Source organism: Streptomyces sp. NPDC031670, assembly GCF_055580545.1.
In genome coordinates this window covers 599,270-618,099 of the sequence record NZ_JBVILC010000002.1, presented here as the reverse complement: position 1 = coordinate 618,099, position 18,830 = coordinate 599,270, and the positions used below count along the sequence as shown (strand labels likewise).

Here is an 18,830-nt window from a genome sequence, read left to right as displayed (position 1 = left end):
AGAAGGCGAAGGCCCCGGTCATCAGACCGGGGCCTTCGTCGTATGCGCCCGAGCGCGCACTGACATTTGTCATGGTCGGCGGTGACAGCGCGCACTGCCCCCGGCCCCGCTCCCGCGGAACGCTGGACGCATGCCAGATGTGATCGAGGTCGAGGAGCTGCGGCGCACCTACGCCGGGGGCTTCGAGGCCGTCCGTGGAATCTCCTTCTCCGTGGCGCGCGGTGAACTCTTCGCGCTGCTCGGCACCAACGGCGCCGGCAAGACGTCCACCGTCGAACTGCTCGAAGGCCTCACCCCGCCGAGCGGCGGAACGGTCCGGGTGCTCGGCCACGACCCGTACACCGAACGCGCCGCCGTACGCCCCCGCACCGGGGTGATGCTCCAGGAGGGCGGCTTCCCGTCCGAGCTGACGGTCGCCGAGACCGTACGGATGTGGGCGGGCTGCACCGGCGGAGCCCGGCCCGTGGCCGAGGCGCTGGAGCTGGTCGGGCTCGCCCGGCGCGCGGACGTACGCGTCAAGCAGCTCTCCGGCGGCGAGAAGCGGCGCCTCGACCTCGCGCTCGCCCTGCTCGCCCGGCCCGAGGTGCTCTTCCTCGACGAGCCGACCACCGGCCTGGACGCCGAGGGCCGCCACACCACCTGGGAGCTGGTCCGCGAACTGCGGGACGCGGGCACCACCGTGCTGCTCACCACGCACTACCTGGAGGAGGCCGAGGCGCTCGCCGAACGGCTCGCGATCCTGCACGAGGGACGTATCGCCGCGGCCGGGCGGGTGGCCGACGTGGTCGCCGCCCAGCCCTCCCGCCTCTGCTTCGACCTGCCCGACGGCTACCACCTGGGCGACCTGCCGCCGCTGGGCCGGCTCGGCGTCGGCGCCCACGAGAGCGAGGGCCGGACCGTACGGCTGCGGACCACCGCCCTCCAGCACACCGCCACCGAACTGCTGCTGTGGGCCCGCGAGAACCGCGTCGAGCTGCGCGGCCTCGACATCCGCTCGGCCACCCTCGAAGAGGCCTTCCTGCACATCGCCCGGGAACAGGAGGCGACCCGATGAGCACCACCGAACTGACCCCGCCGCGCACCGGTACACCGTCGGCGAGCACCCCCGCGTCCCGGATGAAGGCGCTCGCCCGCGCCGAACTCACCCTGCTCGGCCGCAACAAGGCGGCGATGTTCACCGCCCTGGTGCTGCCCGCGATGCTCACCTTCTCCATGAGCTCGGCCGTCGACGGCATGGACCTCGCGGACAGCGGACTGACCGTCGGCACGGTCCTGCTGCCCGGCTCGCTCGGCTACGTCCTGCTCTTCGCCGTCTACTCGGCGCTGACCGGCGTCTTCGTCGTACGCCGTGAGGAGCTCGTCCTCAAGCGGCTGCGCACCGGCGAACTGCGGGACCTGGAGATCCTGGCGGGTGCCGCGCTCCCGGCGGTCACGCTGGCACTGGTCCAGTGCGTACTGCTGGCGGCCGGCTGCACGGTGGCCCTGGACGTCGCCGCGCCCCGCGCGGTGTGGCTCGCGGTGGCGGGGCTGCTGCTCGGCGTGCTGCTGATGTGCGTACTCGCGGCGGTGACCGCGGCCCTCACCCGCTCCGCGGAGAGCGCGCAGATCTCCGTGATGCCGGTGATGCTCGTGTCGATGGCCGGCTCCGGCCTGGTCGTCCCGGTGGACCTGATGCCCGACGCACTGGCCTCGGTCTGCGAACTGCTGCCGCTCTCCCCGGCCATCGCCCTGATCCGAGGCGGCTGGACGGGAGCGCTCGACGGCGCCGACATCCTCGGCCGGCTCGCCACGGCGGTGGCCTGGACGCTGATCGGCGTGTTTGCTGTACGCAGGCGGTTCCGCTGGGAACCGCGGCGGTGACACGGGGGGACGGACGGGGTGCTCGGTCGGATACGCCGGATCGGCGGCTGGCGACGGCGCTGGCAGGAGCGCAGCAGGATCCAGAAGATGGACCTGTACACGCGCCACACCATGACGGCGATGCTCTGGTTCTTCCTGCTGACCTGGGGGGTCCTGCCCCTGCTCGCGACCGGGCCGCGCGGCACGCTGAACACGGTCCTCGGCGCGGCGCTGCTCGCCGTGAACATCGCGCAGTGCGTGGTGGCCGGCCGCCGGATCGGCCCCGCCTACGACGACTACCTCGGCCACAGCGCCTTCCCCCGCCGTCTGCTGGTCGCCCCGGCGGCCCTGCTCGGCGTCGGCACCGCGCTGCTCGCGGCGGTCGCCGCCACGGACCCGCACAGTGTGTTCCCGCTGCTCCTGGCCGATCTGCCGATCGCGCTGATGATCCCGTACGCCCTGCTGGTGCCGGTCCGCACCTTCCTGCTGCACTGCCTGGGCTACGCGGCCCTGGTCACCGCCTCCTTCGGGGCCACCGGGGCGCGCGGCGTGGAACTGCTCGCGCCGCTGCCGACGGTGGTGATCGCGGGAGCGCTGATGCTGGTCACGGTCCGGCCGGGGGCCTGGGGGCTGCGCAACATGTGGCAGGCCGAGGAGGCGAAAGACGTCCAGGCGCGCCTCGCCGTGGCCGAGGAACGGCTGCGCTTCGGGCGGGACATGCACGACGTGCTCGGCCGCAACCTCGCGGTGATCGCCCTCAAGAGCGAGCTCGCCGTCCAGCTCGCCGAGCGCGGCCGGCCGGAGGCGGTGGCCCAGATGATCGAGGTCCAGCGCATCGCGCGGGAGTCACAACGAGAGGTACGGGAAGTGGTGCGCGGCTACCGCGAAGCGGACCTGGGCGTCGAACTCGACGGGGCCCGGGGTGTGCTGGAGGCGGCCGGGATCGACTGCACGGTCACCGGCACGGCCACCGGGCTGCCCGCCGGGGTGCAGTCGGCGCTCGGCTGGGTGGTGCGCGAGGCCACCACCAACGTGCTGCGGCACGGCAACGCGCGCGGCTGTGCCATCCGGCTCGCGGCCGACGGGCCCGCCGTCACCCTGGTCGTGGAGAACGACGGCGTGTCCGGCCTCGCCCCCGCCGCCCCCGGCTCGGGCCTGGCGGGGCTGCGCGAACGGCTCGCCCCGATGGGCGGCACGCTGGAGGCGGTCCGCTCGGGGACGCGCTTCCTGCTGACCGCGACCGTGCCGCTGTGCGGTGCGGCGGAACCGGCCGAGGAGCTGACCGTATGACGGGGTCCGGCGGAGCTGACCGTACGGCGGCGTCCGAGGGGCGGACGGCGGCGCCCGTACGTGTCCTGCTCGCCGACGACGAGCATCTGATCCGGGGCGCGCTGGCCGCGCTGCTCGGCCTGGAGGACGACCTCACCGTGGTCGCCGAGGCGGCCTCCGGGCCCGAGGCGCTGGCGATGGCCCGCGCCCACCGGCCCGATGTGGCCGTCCTCGACCTCCAGATGCCGGGGGCGGACGGTGTGAGTGTCGCCACATCCCTGCGGGCCGAACTGCCCGGCTGCCGCACCATGATCGTGACGAGCCACGGGCGGCCGGGCCACCTCAAGCGGGCGCTCGCGGCCGGGGTGCGCGGCTTCGTGCCGAAGACGGTGAGCGCCCGCGGACTGGCGGAGATCATCAGGTCCGTGCACGCCGGAAACCGCTATGTGGACCCGGAGTTGGCGGCCGACGCGATCTCCGCCGGGGACTCCCCGCTCACCGCCCGCGAGGCCGAGGTCCTGGAGCTGGCGGCCGACGGGGCGCCCGTCGCGGAGATCGCGGAGCGGGCCGGTCTCTCCCCGGGGACCGTCCGGAACTACCTCTCCTCGGCCGCCTCGAAGCTGGGTGCGGAGAACCGTCACACGGCGGTGCGTCTCGCCCGCCGCCGCGGTTGGGTATAGTTGGCTCCGCGCTACGGCGCATGCGGACGTGGCTCAGTTGGTAGAGCATCACCTTGCCAAGGTGAGGGTCGCGAGTTCGAATCTCGTCGTCCGCTCAGTGCGAAGAAGCCCCCGGTCTGGTGACCGGGGGCTTCTTCGTGCGCTCAGCTCCAGCTGGTGCCGGTGAGCTGCTCGTACGCCTCCAGGTACTTGGCCCGGGTGGCGTCCACGACCTCCTGAGGCAGCGGGGGCGGCGGCTGCTCGCCGTGGCGGTCCCAGCCGGAGGCGGCGGAGGTCAGCCAGTCGCGCACGAACTGCTTGTCGTACGACGGCTGGGCGCGGCCCGGCTCCCAGGTCTCGGCCGGCCAGAACCGCGAGGAGTCGGGCGTGAGGACCTCGTCGGCCAGGACGAGCCGCTCCTCGCCGTCGACGGTCTCGAAGCCGAACTCGAACTTGGTGTCGGCGAGGACGATCCCGCGCTCCCGGGCGATGTCGCGGGCGCGGCCGTAGACGGCGAGCGTCGTCTGGCGCAGCAGCGCGGCGGTCTCCGCGCCGACCTGGCGGGCGACCTCCTCGTAGCTGACGTTCTCGTCGTGGTCGCCGACGGCGGCCTTGGTGGCGGGCGTGAAGATCGGCGCGGGCAGCTCGGAGCCGTTGCTGAGCCCCTCGGGCAGGGCGAGCCCGCAGACCGTACGGGACTCGTCGTACTCCACGAGGCCGGAGCCGGTGAGGTAGCCGCGCGCCACGCACTCCACCGGGACCATCCGCAGCGACTTGCAGACGAGCGTGCGCCCGGCCCAGTCGGCGGGGGCGCCCTCGGGGAGGTCGGTGGAGAGCACGTGGTGCGGGACGAGGTCGGCCAGGCGGTCGAACCACCACAGCGAGAGCTGGGTGAGCACCCGGCCCTTGTCGGGGATCTCGGTCGGCAGCACCCAGTCGTACGCGGAGATCCGGTCGCTGGCGACCATCACCAGGTCGCCGGCCTCGTTCCGGTAGAGGTCGCGGACCTTGCCCGTGTGGAGGTGGGTGAGGCCCGGGACCTGAATCGGCTCGGGCTTTTCTACAAATCCGGACACGGTTCCTCCGCGTAGATTGATCCAGGAGCGCTTCCGATTCTCTCGCACGCGACGAGTACCCGGCGACGGGGGCTCTTCCCGTCGTCAGTCCCGCTTGCAGATCCGGTCGAGGAGATTGGCGGTGGCGCGCTGGATGCGGGGGTCGGTGTGACCGGGCCGGTCGAGCGCCGGGGACCAGGCGAAGGTGCCGGAGGCGAAGACGAGCGCGCCGGAGGGGGCCCGGTAGAGCGAGGTCTCCTGGTGCCGGGTCGCGCCCTCGCTGTCGCGGTACGGCGAGTGGGCGAGCAGGATGCGGTCCTGGTGCTCGGGGAGCGCGGTGCGCGGGTAGTAGCGGTCGGCCTCGCCCGCGACCAGCCCGTCGAGCTCGTCGCCCTCGCCGGCGCCGGTGGCCTCCCAGAGCCAGTGCTTGGCGTTCCGCACCACCAGCGGGGACGGCTCGGGCACCCGCCCGGCGTACTGGATCCCCAGCAACTGCTGTTCGGCCCGCGCGACCTCCCGCCACAGCGCCGGCCGGCCGGGCCCGCGCCGCTTGCGGCAGGTCAGCAGCCGGTCGGGCACGCCCGAGGGCGACGGGGTGAGGTCGACCTGCCAGTAGAGGGTGTTGGCGGAGAGGAACACCAGCGAGGTGCCGTGCTCGCGGGCGAGCTCGACCGTGCGGCGCATGGGGGCCGACCAGTACTCGTCGTGGCCGGGGAAGACCAGGCCCCGGTAGCGGGTGGCGTCGACGCGGCCGGCGTGCAGATCGCGGGTGTCGGCGTAGGCGAGGTCGTATCCGTACCGCTCGGCCCAGCGGATGAAGTCGTACGCGTGCCCCACGTGCAGCGGCAGGCCCGCGCCCGCGTACGGCCGGTCGAAGGAGACGGTCATGGCGGCGTCCTCCTCCCCGAGGAGCCGCCCCTCGTCGTCCCACGCGTGGTAGAGCGAGGCGCCCGTGCGGCCGTCCTCGGGGAAGAGGTTGTAGGCCTGCCAGGTGATGTCGGGGAGCAGGAGCAGCAGATCGGCGGGGCGGCTGTCGCGGACGGTGAAGGGGATGTGCGACCGGTATCCGTCGACGGTGGTGAGCACGGCGACGTACGCGCCGAGCGCGGCGGACGAGGGGACCTGGTAGCGCCAGGAGAGCCACCAGTGGTGGCAGGAGACGGTTCGGTTGGCGGTGAGGGGCGCGGGCTGCACGATCCCGGCGAGCCGGGGGCTGGTCGCGACGTGGGCGGCCCCATCGCCCCCGTAGTGCCCGATGCGGTAGATGTCGACCGAGAACTGCTGCGGCGGGTTGACGGTGATGTGGAAGTCGACCGCCTCACCGGGCGCGACGGCCCCGGTGGAGGCGAACCCCTTGATCTGCATCCGTACGTCGTCGGCGGTACGGGGACCGGCGGCCCGGCCCAGGCCGAGCCGGGCGGGCTCGACGTACCAGGGCACGACGTGCCCGGTGTCGTCGAAGTAGTGCTCCCCACCGCGCAGCCAGGGCAACGGCCCCTGTCCGAAGGGATCGGAGACCGCGTGCGCGAGCGCCCCCGACTCCCACCGCCGGATCTGCTCCGCCCCCATACCACTCGCCTCCCTCACTCCCCCGACTCCACCGGTCAGCGGCCGGTCTCCAGCACATCACATAACGCACGCACTCCGTCACTGTTCGTCGCGAATTGACGGGATACGGAGGGGAGGGTTCCGTTTTTGGGGGGTCCGGGGCGGAGCCCCAAGCGGGTAGGAGGCGGGGCCGGGGTGCAGGGGGCGGAGCCCCGTGGCGGGGTCCGGGGCGCAGCCCCGTGGCGGGGTGCAGGGGGCGCAGCCCCCGCCAGGGGGGCCGGGGGCGGAGCCCCCGGAAACCATCTTCACCCCCACCCACCCCCGGAGGGTTCAGGGAAGGGGCGGGGAGGGGCCAAACCCCCCTCACACCAGCCGCACCGGCTTCTCCGCCCGAACCCCCACCCCCGCCAACCACCCCCGCAACGGCTCCGCGTCCCCCTCCTCCAGCAGCGCCAGCACGCGCCCCGCCAGATCCCCCTTCCGCTCCCCGTCCACCAGCAGCGCCGGACCGTCCAGCCAGTCCAGCCCGGGCGCCGCCCCGGCCGTGTCGACGGCCGCGCAGCACACCATCGCCGTGACGTGGTCGGCCAGCAGCTCCCGGCCCGTACGCGGCGGCTGGAGCGGGAAGAGCGGGACGCAGTCGCCCCACAGGTCCGCCGACGGCACCTGCGGACCGGCCGCCGCCTCCTCGACCGCGACCTCCGCCTCGATCCCGGCCGCCAGCGCCGACCCGTCCTGCCCGGCATCGGTCAGGTGCTCCAGGACCCGCGCCAGCGTCGGCGCGGCGGGCGCGGCGGGCTCCGCGCCCGGCGGCGTACCCATCCCGTCCAGCACCCGGTGCAGCCGCGCCGCCTCCGCGCGCCACTTCCGGTCGACGACTTCCTCCGGGTAGTGCTGCCACTCCACCGGCGACCAGTCGGGCCCCGGCTCGGCCGGACCGCCGTGGAAGAGCCGGGCCGCCAGCAGCGAGGCCGCCTCGTCGGCCACCCCCGGCTCCTCCAGAAGATCGCACGCGGGCCGCTCCCCGAGCCGGGACGCGAACCCCTCCGCCAGCCGGTCCCGCCGCGACAGCTCGGTCAGCGCCGAGACCACCCCGGCGTCCAGCCGGGACGGCCAGCGCCCCATCCGCCAGGCCGGCACCGCCACCCGGGTCAGCAGCCGGTCCCAGCCCGCGTAGGCGAGCCCGACCTGCTCCTGGGCGACGATCCGCAGCCCGTAGTCCACGTCCTGGGCGCGCTCGGAGGCAGCCGCCGCGACGCCCCGCTCCATCTCGGCGGCGTGCGTCCGGCAGCCGCGCAGCAGCAGCCGGGCGACCGGCCCGACGAAGCAGAGCACCAGACGCGCCCCCCGCCGCGCGCCGGACCCGCTGGTCACGGCGACCGCCGCGTCCAGGCCCCGGACGAAGCGGCGGGCCGAGGCTATGTCGGGCTGGGCGGACGGCCCGGTGCCGGCCACCACGGGCGCCAGGATGGCCCGCAGCTCACCGACCCGCATCCACCACAGGAACGGCGACCCGATGACGAGGACCGGCGCGGCGTCGGTACGGCGCCGCAGACCCGGTATGCCCCGCAGAACACCCCGCGGGCCCGGGCCGCGCGCACCGGCGCCGCCGGGACCGCCCCGTACGGAATGGGCCGGATGTGTACGGTCCTCCAGCCAGCTGTCGCAGTCCGGGGTCAGCGCTATGGCCGAGGGCGCGGGCACGTCGAGCCGGTCGGCCAGGTCCCTCACCAGCCGGTACAGATCGGGCGCCGAGGACTCGGCCAGCTCGACCGTCGGAGAGAGGGCGGGCCTGGCCCGGACGATCACGGCCGTCACCACGGCGGCGGCCAGCAGCACCACGGCCGCCGCGCCCGTCACCGCCCAGCGGGCCGTGTCCCAGCCGCGGCCGTCGATCCGGCCCTGCACGTCCGCGACGAGCAGGACCACGGCGACGGCGGCCGGCAGCAGAGCAAGGGCCAGGGCCCGGCTGCGGACCCGCAGCACGGCCAGCGCCCGCGAGCGCGCGGACCGCGCGCCCGCCTCACCACCCATCCCGGTACCGGACACGGCCGGACGTCACCCCCTCTGCCCTGCGTCGGCTTTGCTCACTCCCCCACTGTGGCACCCCCCACCGACATCGCAATGCCGGTGACCCAAGTGCCGGACCGCTCCCGCCGCACCCTAGTTGCGCCCCCGCCACCCGTCATCCGGATGGCCCACCCGTCACTCGATGGAATGGCTTTGGGGTGGGGTTGGCGGTGCCGGGCGGGGCGGCGGCCCGGCGGCGGGGTCCACCGACGCAAAGGTCCGGGGCGCGACCCCGGCGGGGGCCGCGCCCCGGACCGGGACAGGGGGCGGTCAGCGCGTCACGCCCGCGCCTCGGCCGCCTTCCGGGCGATGTCCGTACGGTGCTGCGAGCCGTCCAGCCGGATGCGTCCGACCGCCGCGTACGCCCGCTCCCGGGCCTGTGTCAGGTCCGCTCCGGTGGCGGTGACGGAGAGGACCCGTCCGCCCGCGCTCACCACCGCGTCGCCCTCGCGGCGCGTCCCGGCGTGCAGGACGTACGCGTGGGGCGCGTCCACCTCCGCGACCTGGTCCAGACCCTCGATCGGGTCGCCCGTCCGGGGCGTGCCGGGGTAGTTGTGCGAGGCCACGACGACCGTGACGGCGGCGTCGTCGCGCCAGGCCAGCGGCGGCTGCGCGTCCAGCGTCCCGTTGGCGGAGTGCAGCAGTACACCCGCGAGCGGCGTCTTCAGCCGGGCGAGCACGACCTGCGTCTCGGGGTCGCCGAAGCGGGCGTTGAACTCGATCACGCGCACCCCGCGCGAGGTGATCGCGAGGCCGGCGTACAGCAGACCGGAGAACGGGGTGCCGCGGCGGCGCAGTTCGTCGACGGTCGGCTGGAGCACGCTCGCCATGACCTCGTCCACGAGCTTGGGGTCGGCCCAGGGCAGCGGCGAGTACGCGCCCATGCCGCCGGTGTTGGGGCCCTCGTCGCCGTCGAGCGCGCGCTTGAAGTCCTGCGCGGGCTGGAGGGGCAGCACGGTGACGCCGTCCGTGATCGCGAAGAGCGAGACCTCGGGGCCGTCGAGGAACTCCTCGATGACGACCCGGTCGCAGACGAGCGCGTGCGCCCGGGCCACCTCGACGTCGTCGGTGACGACGACGCCCTTGCCGGCCGCCAGTCCGTCGTCCTTGACGACGTACGGGGCGCCGAACGCGTCCAGTGCCTCGTCGATCTCGGCCGGGGTGGTGCACACATAGCTGCGGGCGGTCGGCACACCGGCGGCGGCCATGACGTCCTTCGCGAACGCCTTCGAGCCCTCCAGCAGCGCGGCCTCGCGCGAGGGGCCGAAGCAGGGGACGCCCACCGCCCGTACGGCGTCGGCGACCCCGGCGACCAGCGGCGCCTCAGGGCCGACGACGACCAGGTCGGCGTGGAGCGAGGCCGCGAGGCGTGCGACCGCCTCGCCGTCCAGCTGGTCCACGGGGTGGAGCTCGGCGACCTCCGCGATCCCGGCGTTGCCGGGGGCGCAGTGCAGCGCCGTCACGTCGGGGTCGAGGGACAGGGAACGGCACAGGGCGTGCTCGCGGGCGCCGCCGCCGATGACAAGGACCTTCACGGCAGCCAGCCTAGCCGCCGTGGCGGATTCCCCCTCGTACGGGTCACCGAACCCCGGACCGCTACTCGTTCGTATATTCCTCCACCACCGTGGCGCCGAGCTCGCGGACGATGAGGTCGTGACCGGACAGCGCGTTGTCCACCAGGTCCGGGTCGTCGTCCTCGGGAACGTCGTCCTCGGGGCGCACCGGCGGCGGCTCCTGGGCCATGGGCGCGGAGTGGGAGGCGTGCGGGGCCTGGGACCCCTGGGGTCTCGGCGGCGGGGAGGCCTGCGGCGACTGCTGTACGGGAGCGGGGGCGGCCGGGGCCGGATTCTGCGGGCGGGAGGGGCCGGCGGGGGCTCCGAAGCCGCCGCCCTGCGTCCCGTATCCACCGGAGCCGCCGGAGCCACCGGAGCCACCGGAGGACGGTCCGCCGAAGTTGCCCGCCGCGGCCGGGGGCTGGGAGCCGCCGGACGGGTCGATGATCGCCTCGACCTTCCACTGCACCCCGAAGCGCTCGCCCAGCACACCGCGCAGGACTTCCTCGCTGCCGCTGCTGGCGAAGTTGTCCCGGGCTCCGGCGTTGATGAACCCGAGCTGGAGGGTGGTGCCGTCGAACCCGGCCACCTGCGCGTTCTGGCTCAGCAGGATCCAGGTGAAGCGGCGCTTGTTCTTCACCGCCTCCAAGATGTCCGGCCACATGTTGCGTACGTGGACGGCGCTGCCGGGGTTGGCGGCGGGGGCGGACGCCGGCGCCGGGCTCTGCGCGGCGGGAGGCTGCGCGGCCGGGGCGGAGGCGGAGGGCCAGGCTCCGGAGCCGCTGGAGGGGGCGGGGGACGGGGTGGCGGCGGCGCTGCCGGAACCCGGACCGGAACCGGCGGCGCCCGGCCAGGCACCGGGCCGCTGGGCACCGCCGCCCTGGCCGCCCCCACCCGAAGCGGTACCACCCGCGGGGGCACCACCGAGAGCGGCGGCACCGGGCCAGGCGCCCGGGGCGGGGGGCTGGGGGGCCTGGGGGGCGGACTCGGCGGCGGGCGCGGGCGCGGCCTCCGGCCGGACCGGCGGGGCGACGGGCGCGGGCGGCTGGGAACGGACCGGCGGCGCGGCCGGGGCGGGCGCCTGCGGGGCGCGCGCGGCGGCCCGGGCGGCCTCGGGGCCCCCGGCTCCGTGTCCGGCCTGGACGGTGGGCGGCATCGGCGGATGGGCCTCGGCCCCCGGCACGTATCCCAGCGCGGGACCGGTCCCCGCACCCGCCTGGAAGTGGGCGCCGCGCTCCAGCCGGTCGAGCCGGGCCTGGACCGAGCGCTCGTCGTCGTACGCGGCGGGCAGCAGCACGCGCGCGCAGATCAGCTCCAGCTGGAGCCGGGGCGAGGTGGCACCGCGCATCTCCGTCAGCCCCGTGTTGACGAGGTCGGCGGCGCGGCTGAGCTCGGCGGCGCCGAAGACGGCGGCCTGGGCCTGCATGCGCTCGACGACGTCGGCGGGCGCGTCGATGAGCCCCTTCTCCCCGGCGTCCGGCACGGCGGCGAGGATGACGAGGTCCCGCAACCGCTCCAGCAGGTCGGCGACGAACCGGCGGGGGTCGTTGCCGCCCTCGATGACCCGGTCCACGACCTCGAAGGCGGCGGCGCCGTCCCCGGAGGCGAAGGCGTCCACCACGGAGTCGAGGAGGGAGCCGTCCGTGTAGCCGAGGAGGGCGGTGGCCATGGCGTACGTCACACCGTCCTCGGCGGCGCCGGCGAGGAGCTGGTCCATGACGGACATCGAGTCACGCACGGAGCCGGCGCCCGCGCGCACGACGAGCGGCAGCACGCCGTCCTCGACGGGGATGCCCTCCTGGCCGCAGACCTCGCCCAGGTACTCGCGGAGTGTGCCGGGCGGCACGAGCCGGAAGGGGTAGTGGTGGGTGCGCGACCGGATCGTCCCGATGACCTTCTCGGGCTCGGTCGTGGCGAAGATGAACTTGAGGTGCTCCGGCGGCTCCTCGACGACCTTCAGCAGGGCGTTGAACCCCGCCGAGGTGACCATGTGGGCCTCGTCGATGATGTAGATCTTGTACCGGCTGCCGGCCGGCCCGAAGAAGGCCTTCTCGCGCAGCTCACGGGCGTCGTCCACGCCACCGTGGGAGGCGGCGTCGATCTCGATGACGTCGATGGACCCCGGCCCGTTGCGCGCGAGGTCCCGGCAGGACTGGCACTCCCCGCACGGCGTCGGCGTGGGCCCCTGCTCGCAGTTCAGGCACCGGGCGAGGATGCGCGCGCTGGTCGTCTTTCCACAGCCACGCGGCCCGCTGAACAGGTACGCGTGATTGACCCGGTTGTTCCGCAGCGCCTGCTGCAGCGGGTCGGTGACATGCTCCTGCCCGATGACCTCGGCGAAGGACTCCGGGCGGTAGCGGCGGTACAGCGCAAGGGACGACACACCTACGAGGTTATCGGGGCGGACTGACAACCGGCCCCGCGAGCGGCAGGCGACGGGTTCCCGGGGGTCCGGTCCCGCATGCCGCACCACAACGGATCCGGCCCTGCCCCGTACACAGACCCCGTACCGCACCCAGTACACAGACCCCGTACACGCAAGCGCCCCTCACGCACCCGCCAGAGCCGACCTACCCTTGCTGCCTTCCGGCCCTGGGGGAGTTCAGTCAGATAGCGCCACGTGAGGGGCTCCGCACAGGGTACCCGATCCCTGACCGGGGGACGAGTTCGCGAGCACCCCTCAGCGTCTTGTATTGTTTGCGGCGGAGGATTCGCCTAGTGGCCTAGGGCGCACGCTTGGAAAGCGTGTTGGGGGCAACCCCTCACGAGTTCGAATCTCGTATCCTCCGCCAGTGCCTCACCGGGCACGATGTCGAAGGGCCCCACCGTTCGCGGTGGGGCCCTTCTTCGTACGTAGTCTCATCTCCAGTCTCAACGGGGCCCGGCGGCGCCCTTCGGGCCGCCCTCGTCGGCCTTCTTGGCCACCTCCCTACCCGTGGCGTCGGTGTCGGTGTCGGTGACCAGCAGCGGCCAGATCGTCATCCCGTTACGAAGAACTCCGGTCTGCGGGCGGTCAGCGCCGCTATCCCGTCCCAGTCGGCGGGCAGCCGCTCGACGGGGCCGTCCCCCTGCGGCACGCTCCCGGCCACCGCGATGTGCTCGGGCGGCATCCCGTCCGGACGATCTCACCCAGTACGCGGGCCACGGCACCTACGTGGACACCCCCGAGGGGTGCGGCCCCTACGTCAGCGTGCTGCGTGACGCCGTACGGTTGCCGTCCGGCCGACCGCCCGCCGGGAGCTGCGGGAGGAGACGGGGTGCGAGGCGAGTGATCTCACCCTCCTGGGGTCCATGTCACCCGACACCGGCCTCCGGGCCGGACGCGACCACCTGTACCTCGCCCGGATCGACACGGCCGGCTTCCGTGCCCACGCCGGCCCGGAAGCGCGGGAGGAGGGCATCGGGGAATGCCGGGCCCTGCCCCTGCGCGAGTTCGAGCACATGCTCGTCACCGGCCGGATCTCCGACGCCTACACCCTGGCCGCGTACGGCCTCGCGCGCGCCCGGGGACTGCTGGGGGAGGGCGGCCCCCGAGGGCCGGGCCCGGCTCCCAGTGCCCCGGGGCGGATCATGCGCGGGAGCGCGGAACGGTACGAAGAGGCCGACCCCGATGTCTAAGCCCGAGGTACGCGCATCAGCTTGTCCGGGTTGCGGATCGCGTCCACCGACGTGATCCGGCCGCCGTCCACCGTGATCGCCACGATCGTGCGGGCCCCGTCCCAGTGGTGGAGGGCGAGACCGGGCGCCCCGTTGACGTGTGCCGGTCGCAGGCCGTCCGGGGGTACGTGCGCCCGGGTGAGGGCGACGATGCCGCGTGCCACGCTCTCCGCGCCGCGCACGATCCCGCGCAGGGCCGTCACCTTGCCGCCGCCGTCGCCGCGCCAGACCACCTCGGGGTCGAGCAGCGAGACCAGCCGCTCCAGATCCCCTTCCTGGCAGGCCTTGCCGAAGGCGCTGACCAGCTCGCGCTGGCGGGCGTAGCCGGCGGGGTGGTGCGGGCGGCTGGCGTCGACGTGGCGGCGGGCCCGGGACGCCAGTTGGCGTACCGCCGCCGGGGTGCGGCCCACCACGCCCGCGACCTCCTCGAACGGCAGCCCGAACACGTCGTGCAGCAGGAACGCGGTGCGCTGCGCCGGGGACAGCTCGTCCAGGACGATCATCAGGGCCATCGACACCGACTCGTCGAGCGTCACCCGGTCGGCGGGGTCCTGCTCGTCCGGGGCCTGCTCCACCAGGGGCTCGGGCAGCCAGGTGCCGACGTACCGCTCACGCCGCACGCGCGCGCTGCCCAGCGCGTCCAGGGCGAGCCGGCCCACGGTCGTGGTCAGCCAGGCGCGCAGATCGCGGACCGCGCCCGGGTCCTCAAGACCCCGCAGCCGCAGCCACGCCTCCTGGACGCAGTCCTCCGCCTCCGCCAGGCACCCCGTCGTCGTATAGGCGACCCGCAGCAGCCGGGGCCGCTCCCGCTCGAAGGCCCGGGCCAGTCCGTCCTCGCCGGACAGCGGCCCGCGCCCGGCGACCGCGCTCACCGCGACCCCGCGACGCTCGCCCAGACCTGTTCGGTCCGCAGCCACTCCCCGAAGGACATGGTGCCGCGCACGTCCGGACGCTCGATGGTGAGCGCGCCCGCCCGCAGCGCCTGGCCCGCCCGGCCGGGCAGCGGCACCGGCATCAGGAAGGCCTTGCGGCCGGTGACCGCCCGCCACACCCGGGCCATCTCGCGCACATCGGTGTCCTCCGGCCCGCAGATCTGGATCCGCCCCCGGTGCGGCACCCCCTCCGCCACGTCCGCGACCACCCACGCGGCCTCCATACAGGCGACCGTGCGCAGCCGCGCCCGGGGCACCGGCACCACCCCCCACTTGGCGGCCGACGCCAGCGCCGAGGCGAGCAGTTCGTGGAACTGGGTGGCCCGCACGATCGTCCAGGGCACCCGGCCCTCCCGTACGACCCACTCCTGCTCGGCCTTGACCTGCAAATATCCCATCGGCACCATGTCGCAGCCCACGATCGAGACGCATACGTGGTGCTGTACGCCCACCGCCCGCGCGGCGGCGAGCAGCCGGCGCGTCCCGTCGACGAGGGTGCGGGACGCCCCCTTGGACGACCCGTGGGCGTTGGAGGCGTCCACCACGACGTCGCACCCCGCAAGGGCGTCGATCAGGCCCTCCCCCGTGGTCAGGTCGACCGGGTACTCCCGGGACCTGCGGCTCAGCACCCGTACGCGATGCCCCCGCGTACGCAGCTCCTCGGCGACGCGGCTTCCCAGCGTCCCCGTCCCTCCCGCAATGGCGATGTCCATGTCCCTAGGACGACGCGCCGGGCCCGGATGTGACAAGGGTGCACCGCTCCCCCGGTCCGGCGGCGGCCGGCCGGCTAGCCGTGCAGCGCGCCGGGCGTCTCGGAGTGCCCCTCGGGCTCCAGCTGGATCGTCGAGTGGGCCACGTCGAAGTGCTCGCCGACGCAGGCCTGGAGGCGGCCGAGGAGGTCGCCGTACCCGTCCGCCAGTGCCTGGGCCGTCACCACCACATGGGCGGTGAGCACCGGCATCCCGGAGGTGACGGTCCAGCCGTGCAGATCGTGGACCGCCAGCACCCCGGGCTCCTCCAGCAGATGCCGGCGCACCTCGGCGAGGTCCACGTCCCGCGGGGCCGCCTCCATGAGGATGTGCAGGGCGTCGCGGAGCAGTCCGTACGCCCTCGGCACGATCAGCACGCCGATCACCAGGGAGGCGACCGGGTCGGCGGCCTGCCAGCCCGTCAGCAGGATGACCAGACCGCCGATGATCACCGCGACCGAGCCCAGCGCGTCGCCGAGGACCTCCAGATAGGCGCCGCGCAGGTTCAGGCTCCGGTCCTTGGCGTCCCGCAGCAGCCACAGCCCCACCAGGTTCGCCGCGAGCCCGGCCACCGCGACCGCGAACATCAGCCCGCCCTCGACCTCGACGGGCTCGCTGAACCGCCCGACCGCCGACCACACCACCCAGCCGAAGACCGCCGCGAGCAGCAGCGCGTTGACGACGGCCGAGAAGATCTCGACGCGGACGAAGCCGAAGGTGCGCCGGGGCGTGGGAGCCCGCTGGGCCAGGGTGACCGCGCCGAGCGCCAGCGCGACCCCGACCGCGTCGGTGAGGCTGTGCGCGGCGTCCGCGAGCAGGGCGAGCGAGCCGGAGAGCAGCGCGCCGATCACCTGGATGAGGGTGATCGACGCGCTGATGCCGATGGTCCACAGCAGCCGGCCGCGGAAGGTGCCGCTCAGGGTGCCCGCGGCCGAGGGCACCGGTCCGTGGTCGTGGCCCATACGGCAGAGTCGATCACGCCCCCCACGACCCCGCTACCGGAGCCGCCGGGGGCCGCGCCACGAGCCGGGCGAGCCCGAGCGCGGCCGTGCCGGGCCCGCCGGGGGCGAGCACCGAGGGGATCACGCTCGGCAGCGAGCCGCCCCGCAGCGCCTCCTCGCCGTACCGGCGCGTGCCCCGGTGCCAGTGGAGGATCCCGGCGATCCAGTCCTCCCACTCCCCCATGTACGCGTCCAGCACCGCCCGCCCGTCCGCGTCGAGGCCGAACTCCTCGTACAGCAGCGGCACCGCGGTCTCCTTGAGGTGCAGGTACTGCCGCAGCCGCGCGCGTACCAGGTCGTCCACGATCCGCACGGCGGCCGGGTAGTCGCAGGCGAAGAAGCGCTGCACGACCAGGAGCAGGTTGTGCAGCTCGCCCTCGTACTCGATCTCCTTCTGGTACGAGAAGAAGTCGTTGATCAGCATCCCGTAGTCCATGACGGCGTTCTCCAGGGCCGTCATCGTGCTCGACCGGAACAGCGCCTCGGGCAGCGCGTCGGCGTGCCGCATCCTGCCCAGGGCGGCGGTGAGGTGGGAGCCGAAGGTGAACCGGCGCATCTCCAGGTAGTCGACGGGGTCGGGGATCCGGTGCTGGTGCTGGTTGAGCAGCTCCCACAGCCAGCTCTCCAGCATCGCCTCCACCGCGTTCCGGAACTCCTGCCGTCCCCGCGGTGACATCGGGCACGCCGTGCGCCGCCACAGATCGGCGAGCGCCCGTTCCATGGGGGTCACCGCGACCGCCGCCCCGGCCGCCGGGTCCACGGGGTCCATCACGCGCAGCAGGCGCTCGTGCGTCAGGCGCGCCCCGGCGAGGTCGCCGGAACGCCCGTACCGCAGCGGGTAGTAGTCGTCCCCGTACGTCCCCCAGGTCAGCCACTCGGCGTGCAGTTCCAGCTCCTCCGGTGTGGCGTCGGGGTCGAGACCGGCCGAGCAGAGCGCGAAGTCGTAGCCGAGGAGCTTCTGCTCGTCCCAGATGTCGTCGAGCAGTCCATGGCGGCCCGCCCAGGCGACGGACCGTCGTCGCGCGTCCTTCCAGTGCGGGCTGAGCGTCAGCGTGAAGGGGATGTCGAAGTCGGGGAGCACGGACGGGCCGACGTGCTGGAACGGCACATGGGTGTGGCTGCGCAGCCTCGCCGCCGCCGGGCGGCCGAAGAAGTTCCGCACGTCCAGCGCGGAGGTGCCCAGCACCCCGTGGGCCATCGCCCCGCGCCCGCGGGTCTCCTCGTTCATGTACCGGCTGGAGCGCATGTGCCACTCGTGGCCGCCGGACTGCCAGTCCTGGAGGCCCTTCACGTACGCCCCGATCCGCGCGCACTCCTCGGGGGTGAGCCCCTGGTCCAGGCAGAGCGCCGGGACCTCGGTGAGCGCGGTGTTCTCGAACTGCTGGAGCCGGGAGGTGAGCAGGTCGTTGACGGTCTCGGCGGCCTCCTGGGTGGAGCAGCCGAGGAACGTCTCCAGGACGAGGACGCCGTTGCTCAACTCCCCCTCGTCCTCCACCTCCCGCTGGTAGGAGAAGAGGTCGTTGCGCAGATGGACGCCGTCGGAGAAGGCGTCGGTGAGCACCCGCAGGGGGCGGGAGCCGGCGACGGTGTACGGGAGTTCGGCGTTGGCCGCGTACTCGACGATCCCCGCCGACCAGGGGGCGCCGCCGACCTTGCGGCGCATCTCGATGTACTCGACGGGGTTGGCGATCCGGCCCTCGCCGATGTTGACGAGTTCCCACATCGACTCGTCCAGGAGGTTGCGGGTGGATTCGGCGAACCGCTCCCGCCAGCCGTGCGACATGCTCGGCACGGTCCGCGCCCACAGGTCGGCGAGCCCCGCCTCCACCGGGTTGAGGGGTTCGGGGAAGCCGTCCGCGAGGTCCATCGGCATGAACGCCGGCAGCCGGTCCAGATACGCCCGCGCCCCCTCGTGGTCCTGGGTCCGTTTGAACTCCTCCAGGAAGTGGTCGTCGAAGAAGAACACCCACACGTACCAGTCGGTGACGAGGGAGAGGACGTCGGCGTCGCAGTCGGGGTGGGTGTACGAGCAGAGCAGCGCGTAGTCGTGGGCGTCGAGGTCGCTCTGCTCCCAGATGCCGGAGCCCTCCAGCATGCCCCGCTCGCGGGCCCACGCGCGGGAGTGGACCCGGGCGGCCTCCAGATGGGGGTTGAGCCGGGCCGGATACGGCATGTAGAAGTCCGGCAGTACGAACGGCTGGGTCACGGGTTCCCCTCCTGATACGACCAGTTGGTCGGCTCCAGCAGTACCCGTGGGGGTGGGGGGAAGTGCGGGGGCCGGGGCCGCGTCATACGAACGTGTGAGTTCTCGGCGAAACCCGAACGGGGGGTGATTCGGCCCGGGGTTCGTCTGCGGGCCGGTGGGTGGCTGGTCGCGGGGGGGTCCCCCCCCCCCCCCCCCCCGGGGTTGTTTGTGGGGTTTTTGTTGGCGGTCGCGAGGGTCCCCGCGACCCCCAGGGCTCTGGGGTGTGGGGGGCCGCGCGTGAAAACCAAAAACG

14 protein-coding genes, 2 tRNA genes, 1 other RNA gene and 1 pseudogene are annotated in these 18,830 nt (G+C 74.0%); 7 read left to right on the top strand and 11 right to left on the bottom strand.

Annotation, left to right across the window (positions count from 1 at the left end):
• The first annotated feature begins 130 nt into the window (after nucleotides 1-130).
• The 5 genes from ACZ5ID_RS06865 (at nucleotide 131) to ACZ5ID_RS06845 (ending at nucleotide 3,883) form a co-directional block, all read left to right on the top strand.
• On the top strand, nucleotides 131-1,054 hold the full coding sequence (locus ACZ5ID_RS06865) for an ABC transporter ATP-binding protein (RefSeq protein ID WP_468894102.1): 924 nt from the start codon (nucleotides 131-133) through the stop codon (nucleotides 1,052-1,054).
• Nucleotides 1,051-1,860 carry an ABC transporter permease gene (locus tag ACZ5ID_RS06860; protein WP_468894100.1) on the top strand — a complete coding sequence of 270 codons (810 nt, stop codon included), beginning with the start codon at nucleotides 1,051-1,053 and terminating at the stop codon, nucleotides 1,858-1,860. Before ACZ5ID_RS06865 ends, ACZ5ID_RS06860 begins: the two co-directional genes overlap by 4 nt.
• Nucleotides 1,861-1,947: 87 nt before the next feature.
• Nucleotides 1,948-3,129, top strand: a complete 1,182-nt coding sequence (locus tag ACZ5ID_RS06855) for a sensor histidine kinase (RefSeq protein WP_468894098.1) — start codon at nucleotides 1,948-1,950, stop codon at nucleotides 3,127-3,129.
• Nucleotides 3,126-3,788: a response regulator gene (locus tag ACZ5ID_RS06850; protein WP_468894096.1), complete on the top strand. Its 663-nt coding sequence runs from the start codon at nucleotides 3,126-3,128 to the stop codon at nucleotides 3,786-3,788. Before ACZ5ID_RS06855 ends, ACZ5ID_RS06850 begins: the two co-directional genes overlap by 4 nt.
• A gap of 22 nt (nucleotides 3,789-3,810) precedes the next feature.
• A tRNA-Gly gene (locus ACZ5ID_RS06845) sits at nucleotides 3,811-3,883 on the top strand.
• Between the two features lie 48 nt (nucleotides 3,884-3,931).
• Here ACZ5ID_RS06845 and ACZ5ID_RS06840 read toward each other — a convergent pair.
• The 6 genes from ACZ5ID_RS06840 to ffs all read right to left on the bottom strand — a co-directional run bounded on the left by ACZ5ID_RS06840 (nucleotide 3,932) and on the right by ffs (nucleotide 12,625).
• A complete protein-coding gene (locus tag ACZ5ID_RS06840) occupies nucleotides 3,932-4,843 on the bottom strand; it encodes a phosphoribosylaminoimidazolesuccinocarboxamide synthase (protein WP_468894094.1) in 912 nt (303 codons plus the stop codon).
• An 84-nt stretch (nucleotides 4,844-4,927) separates the two neighbouring features.
• Nucleotides 4,928-6,391 (bottom strand): N,N-dimethylformamidase beta subunit family domain-containing protein, encoded by a 1,464-nt coding sequence (locus tag ACZ5ID_RS06835; protein WP_468894092.1) that lies wholly within the window; start codon nucleotides 6,389-6,391, stop codon nucleotides 4,928-4,930.
• 342 nt (nucleotides 6,392-6,733) lie between these two features.
• Entirely contained in the window at nucleotides 6,734-8,419 is a 1,686-nt protein-coding gene (locus ACZ5ID_RS06830; RefSeq protein ID WP_468894090.1) for a hypothetical protein, read from the bottom strand.
• Nucleotides 8,420-8,718: 299 nt separating this feature from the next.
• Nucleotides 8,719-9,975: a phosphoribosylamine--glycine ligase gene (gene purD / locus ACZ5ID_RS06825; RefSeq protein WP_468894088.1), complete on the bottom strand. Its 1,257-nt coding sequence runs from the start codon at nucleotides 9,973-9,975 to the stop codon at nucleotides 8,719-8,721.
• Between the two features lie 61 nt (nucleotides 9,976-10,036).
• Nucleotides 10,037-12,376 carry a DNA polymerase III subunit gamma and tau gene (locus ACZ5ID_RS06820; RefSeq protein ID WP_468894086.1) on the bottom strand — a complete coding sequence of 780 codons (2,340 nt, stop codon included), beginning with the start codon at nucleotides 12,374-12,376 and terminating at the stop codon, nucleotides 10,037-10,039.
• A 154-nt stretch (nucleotides 12,377-12,530) separates the two neighbouring features.
• Nucleotides 12,531-12,625: signal recognition particle sRNA small type (ffs, locus tag ACZ5ID_RS06815), an RNA gene on the bottom strand.
• 72 nt (nucleotides 12,626-12,697) lie between these two features.
• Between ffs and ACZ5ID_RS06810 the strand changes: the two genes are divergently transcribed.
• Nucleotides 12,698-12,785, top strand: a tRNA-Ser gene (locus ACZ5ID_RS06810).
• Between the two features lie 186 nt (nucleotides 12,786-12,971).
• Here ACZ5ID_RS06810 and ACZ5ID_RS06805 read toward each other — a convergent pair.
• On the bottom strand, nucleotides 12,972-13,103 hold the full coding sequence (locus ACZ5ID_RS06805; RefSeq protein WP_468894084.1) for a hypothetical protein: 132 nt from the start codon (nucleotides 13,101-13,103) through the stop codon (nucleotides 12,972-12,974).
• A gap of 127 nt (nucleotides 13,104-13,230) precedes the next feature.
• Between ACZ5ID_RS06805 and ACZ5ID_RS06800 the strand changes: the two are divergent.
• A pseudogene (locus ACZ5ID_RS06800) lies at nucleotides 13,231-13,611 on the top strand (NUDIX hydrolase); the annotation flags it as partial.
• Here ACZ5ID_RS06800 and sigJ read toward each other — a convergent pair.
• The 4 genes from sigJ to ACZ5ID_RS06780 all read right to left on the bottom strand — a co-directional run bounded on the left by sigJ (nucleotide 13,608) and on the right by ACZ5ID_RS06780 (nucleotide 18,538).
• Nucleotides 13,608-14,522, bottom strand: coding sequence for an RNA polymerase sigma factor SigJ (gene sigJ / locus ACZ5ID_RS06795; RefSeq protein ID WP_468894235.1), 915 nt, complete (start codon nucleotides 14,520-14,522; stop codon nucleotides 13,608-13,610). The pseudogene ACZ5ID_RS06800 and the gene sigJ sit on opposite strands and share 4 nt — an antisense overlap.
• Nucleotides 14,519-15,295: an SDR family oxidoreductase gene (locus ACZ5ID_RS06790; protein ID WP_468894082.1), complete on the bottom strand. Its 777-nt coding sequence runs from the start codon at nucleotides 15,293-15,295 to the stop codon at nucleotides 14,519-14,521. The genes sigJ and ACZ5ID_RS06790 overlap by 4 nt, the downstream gene beginning before the upstream one ends.
• A gap of 74 nt (nucleotides 15,296-15,369) precedes the next feature.
• Nucleotides 15,370-16,293: a cation diffusion facilitator family transporter gene (locus ACZ5ID_RS06785; RefSeq protein ID WP_468894080.1), complete on the bottom strand. Its 924-nt coding sequence runs from the start codon at nucleotides 16,291-16,293 to the stop codon at nucleotides 15,370-15,372.
• A 13-nt stretch (nucleotides 16,294-16,306) separates the two neighbouring features.
• Nucleotides 16,307-18,538 carry a terpene synthase family protein gene (locus tag ACZ5ID_RS06780; protein WP_468894078.1) on the bottom strand — a complete coding sequence of 744 codons (2,232 nt, stop codon included), beginning with the start codon at nucleotides 18,536-18,538 and terminating at the stop codon, nucleotides 16,307-16,309.
• Nucleotides 18,539-18,830: the final 292 nt, after the last annotated feature.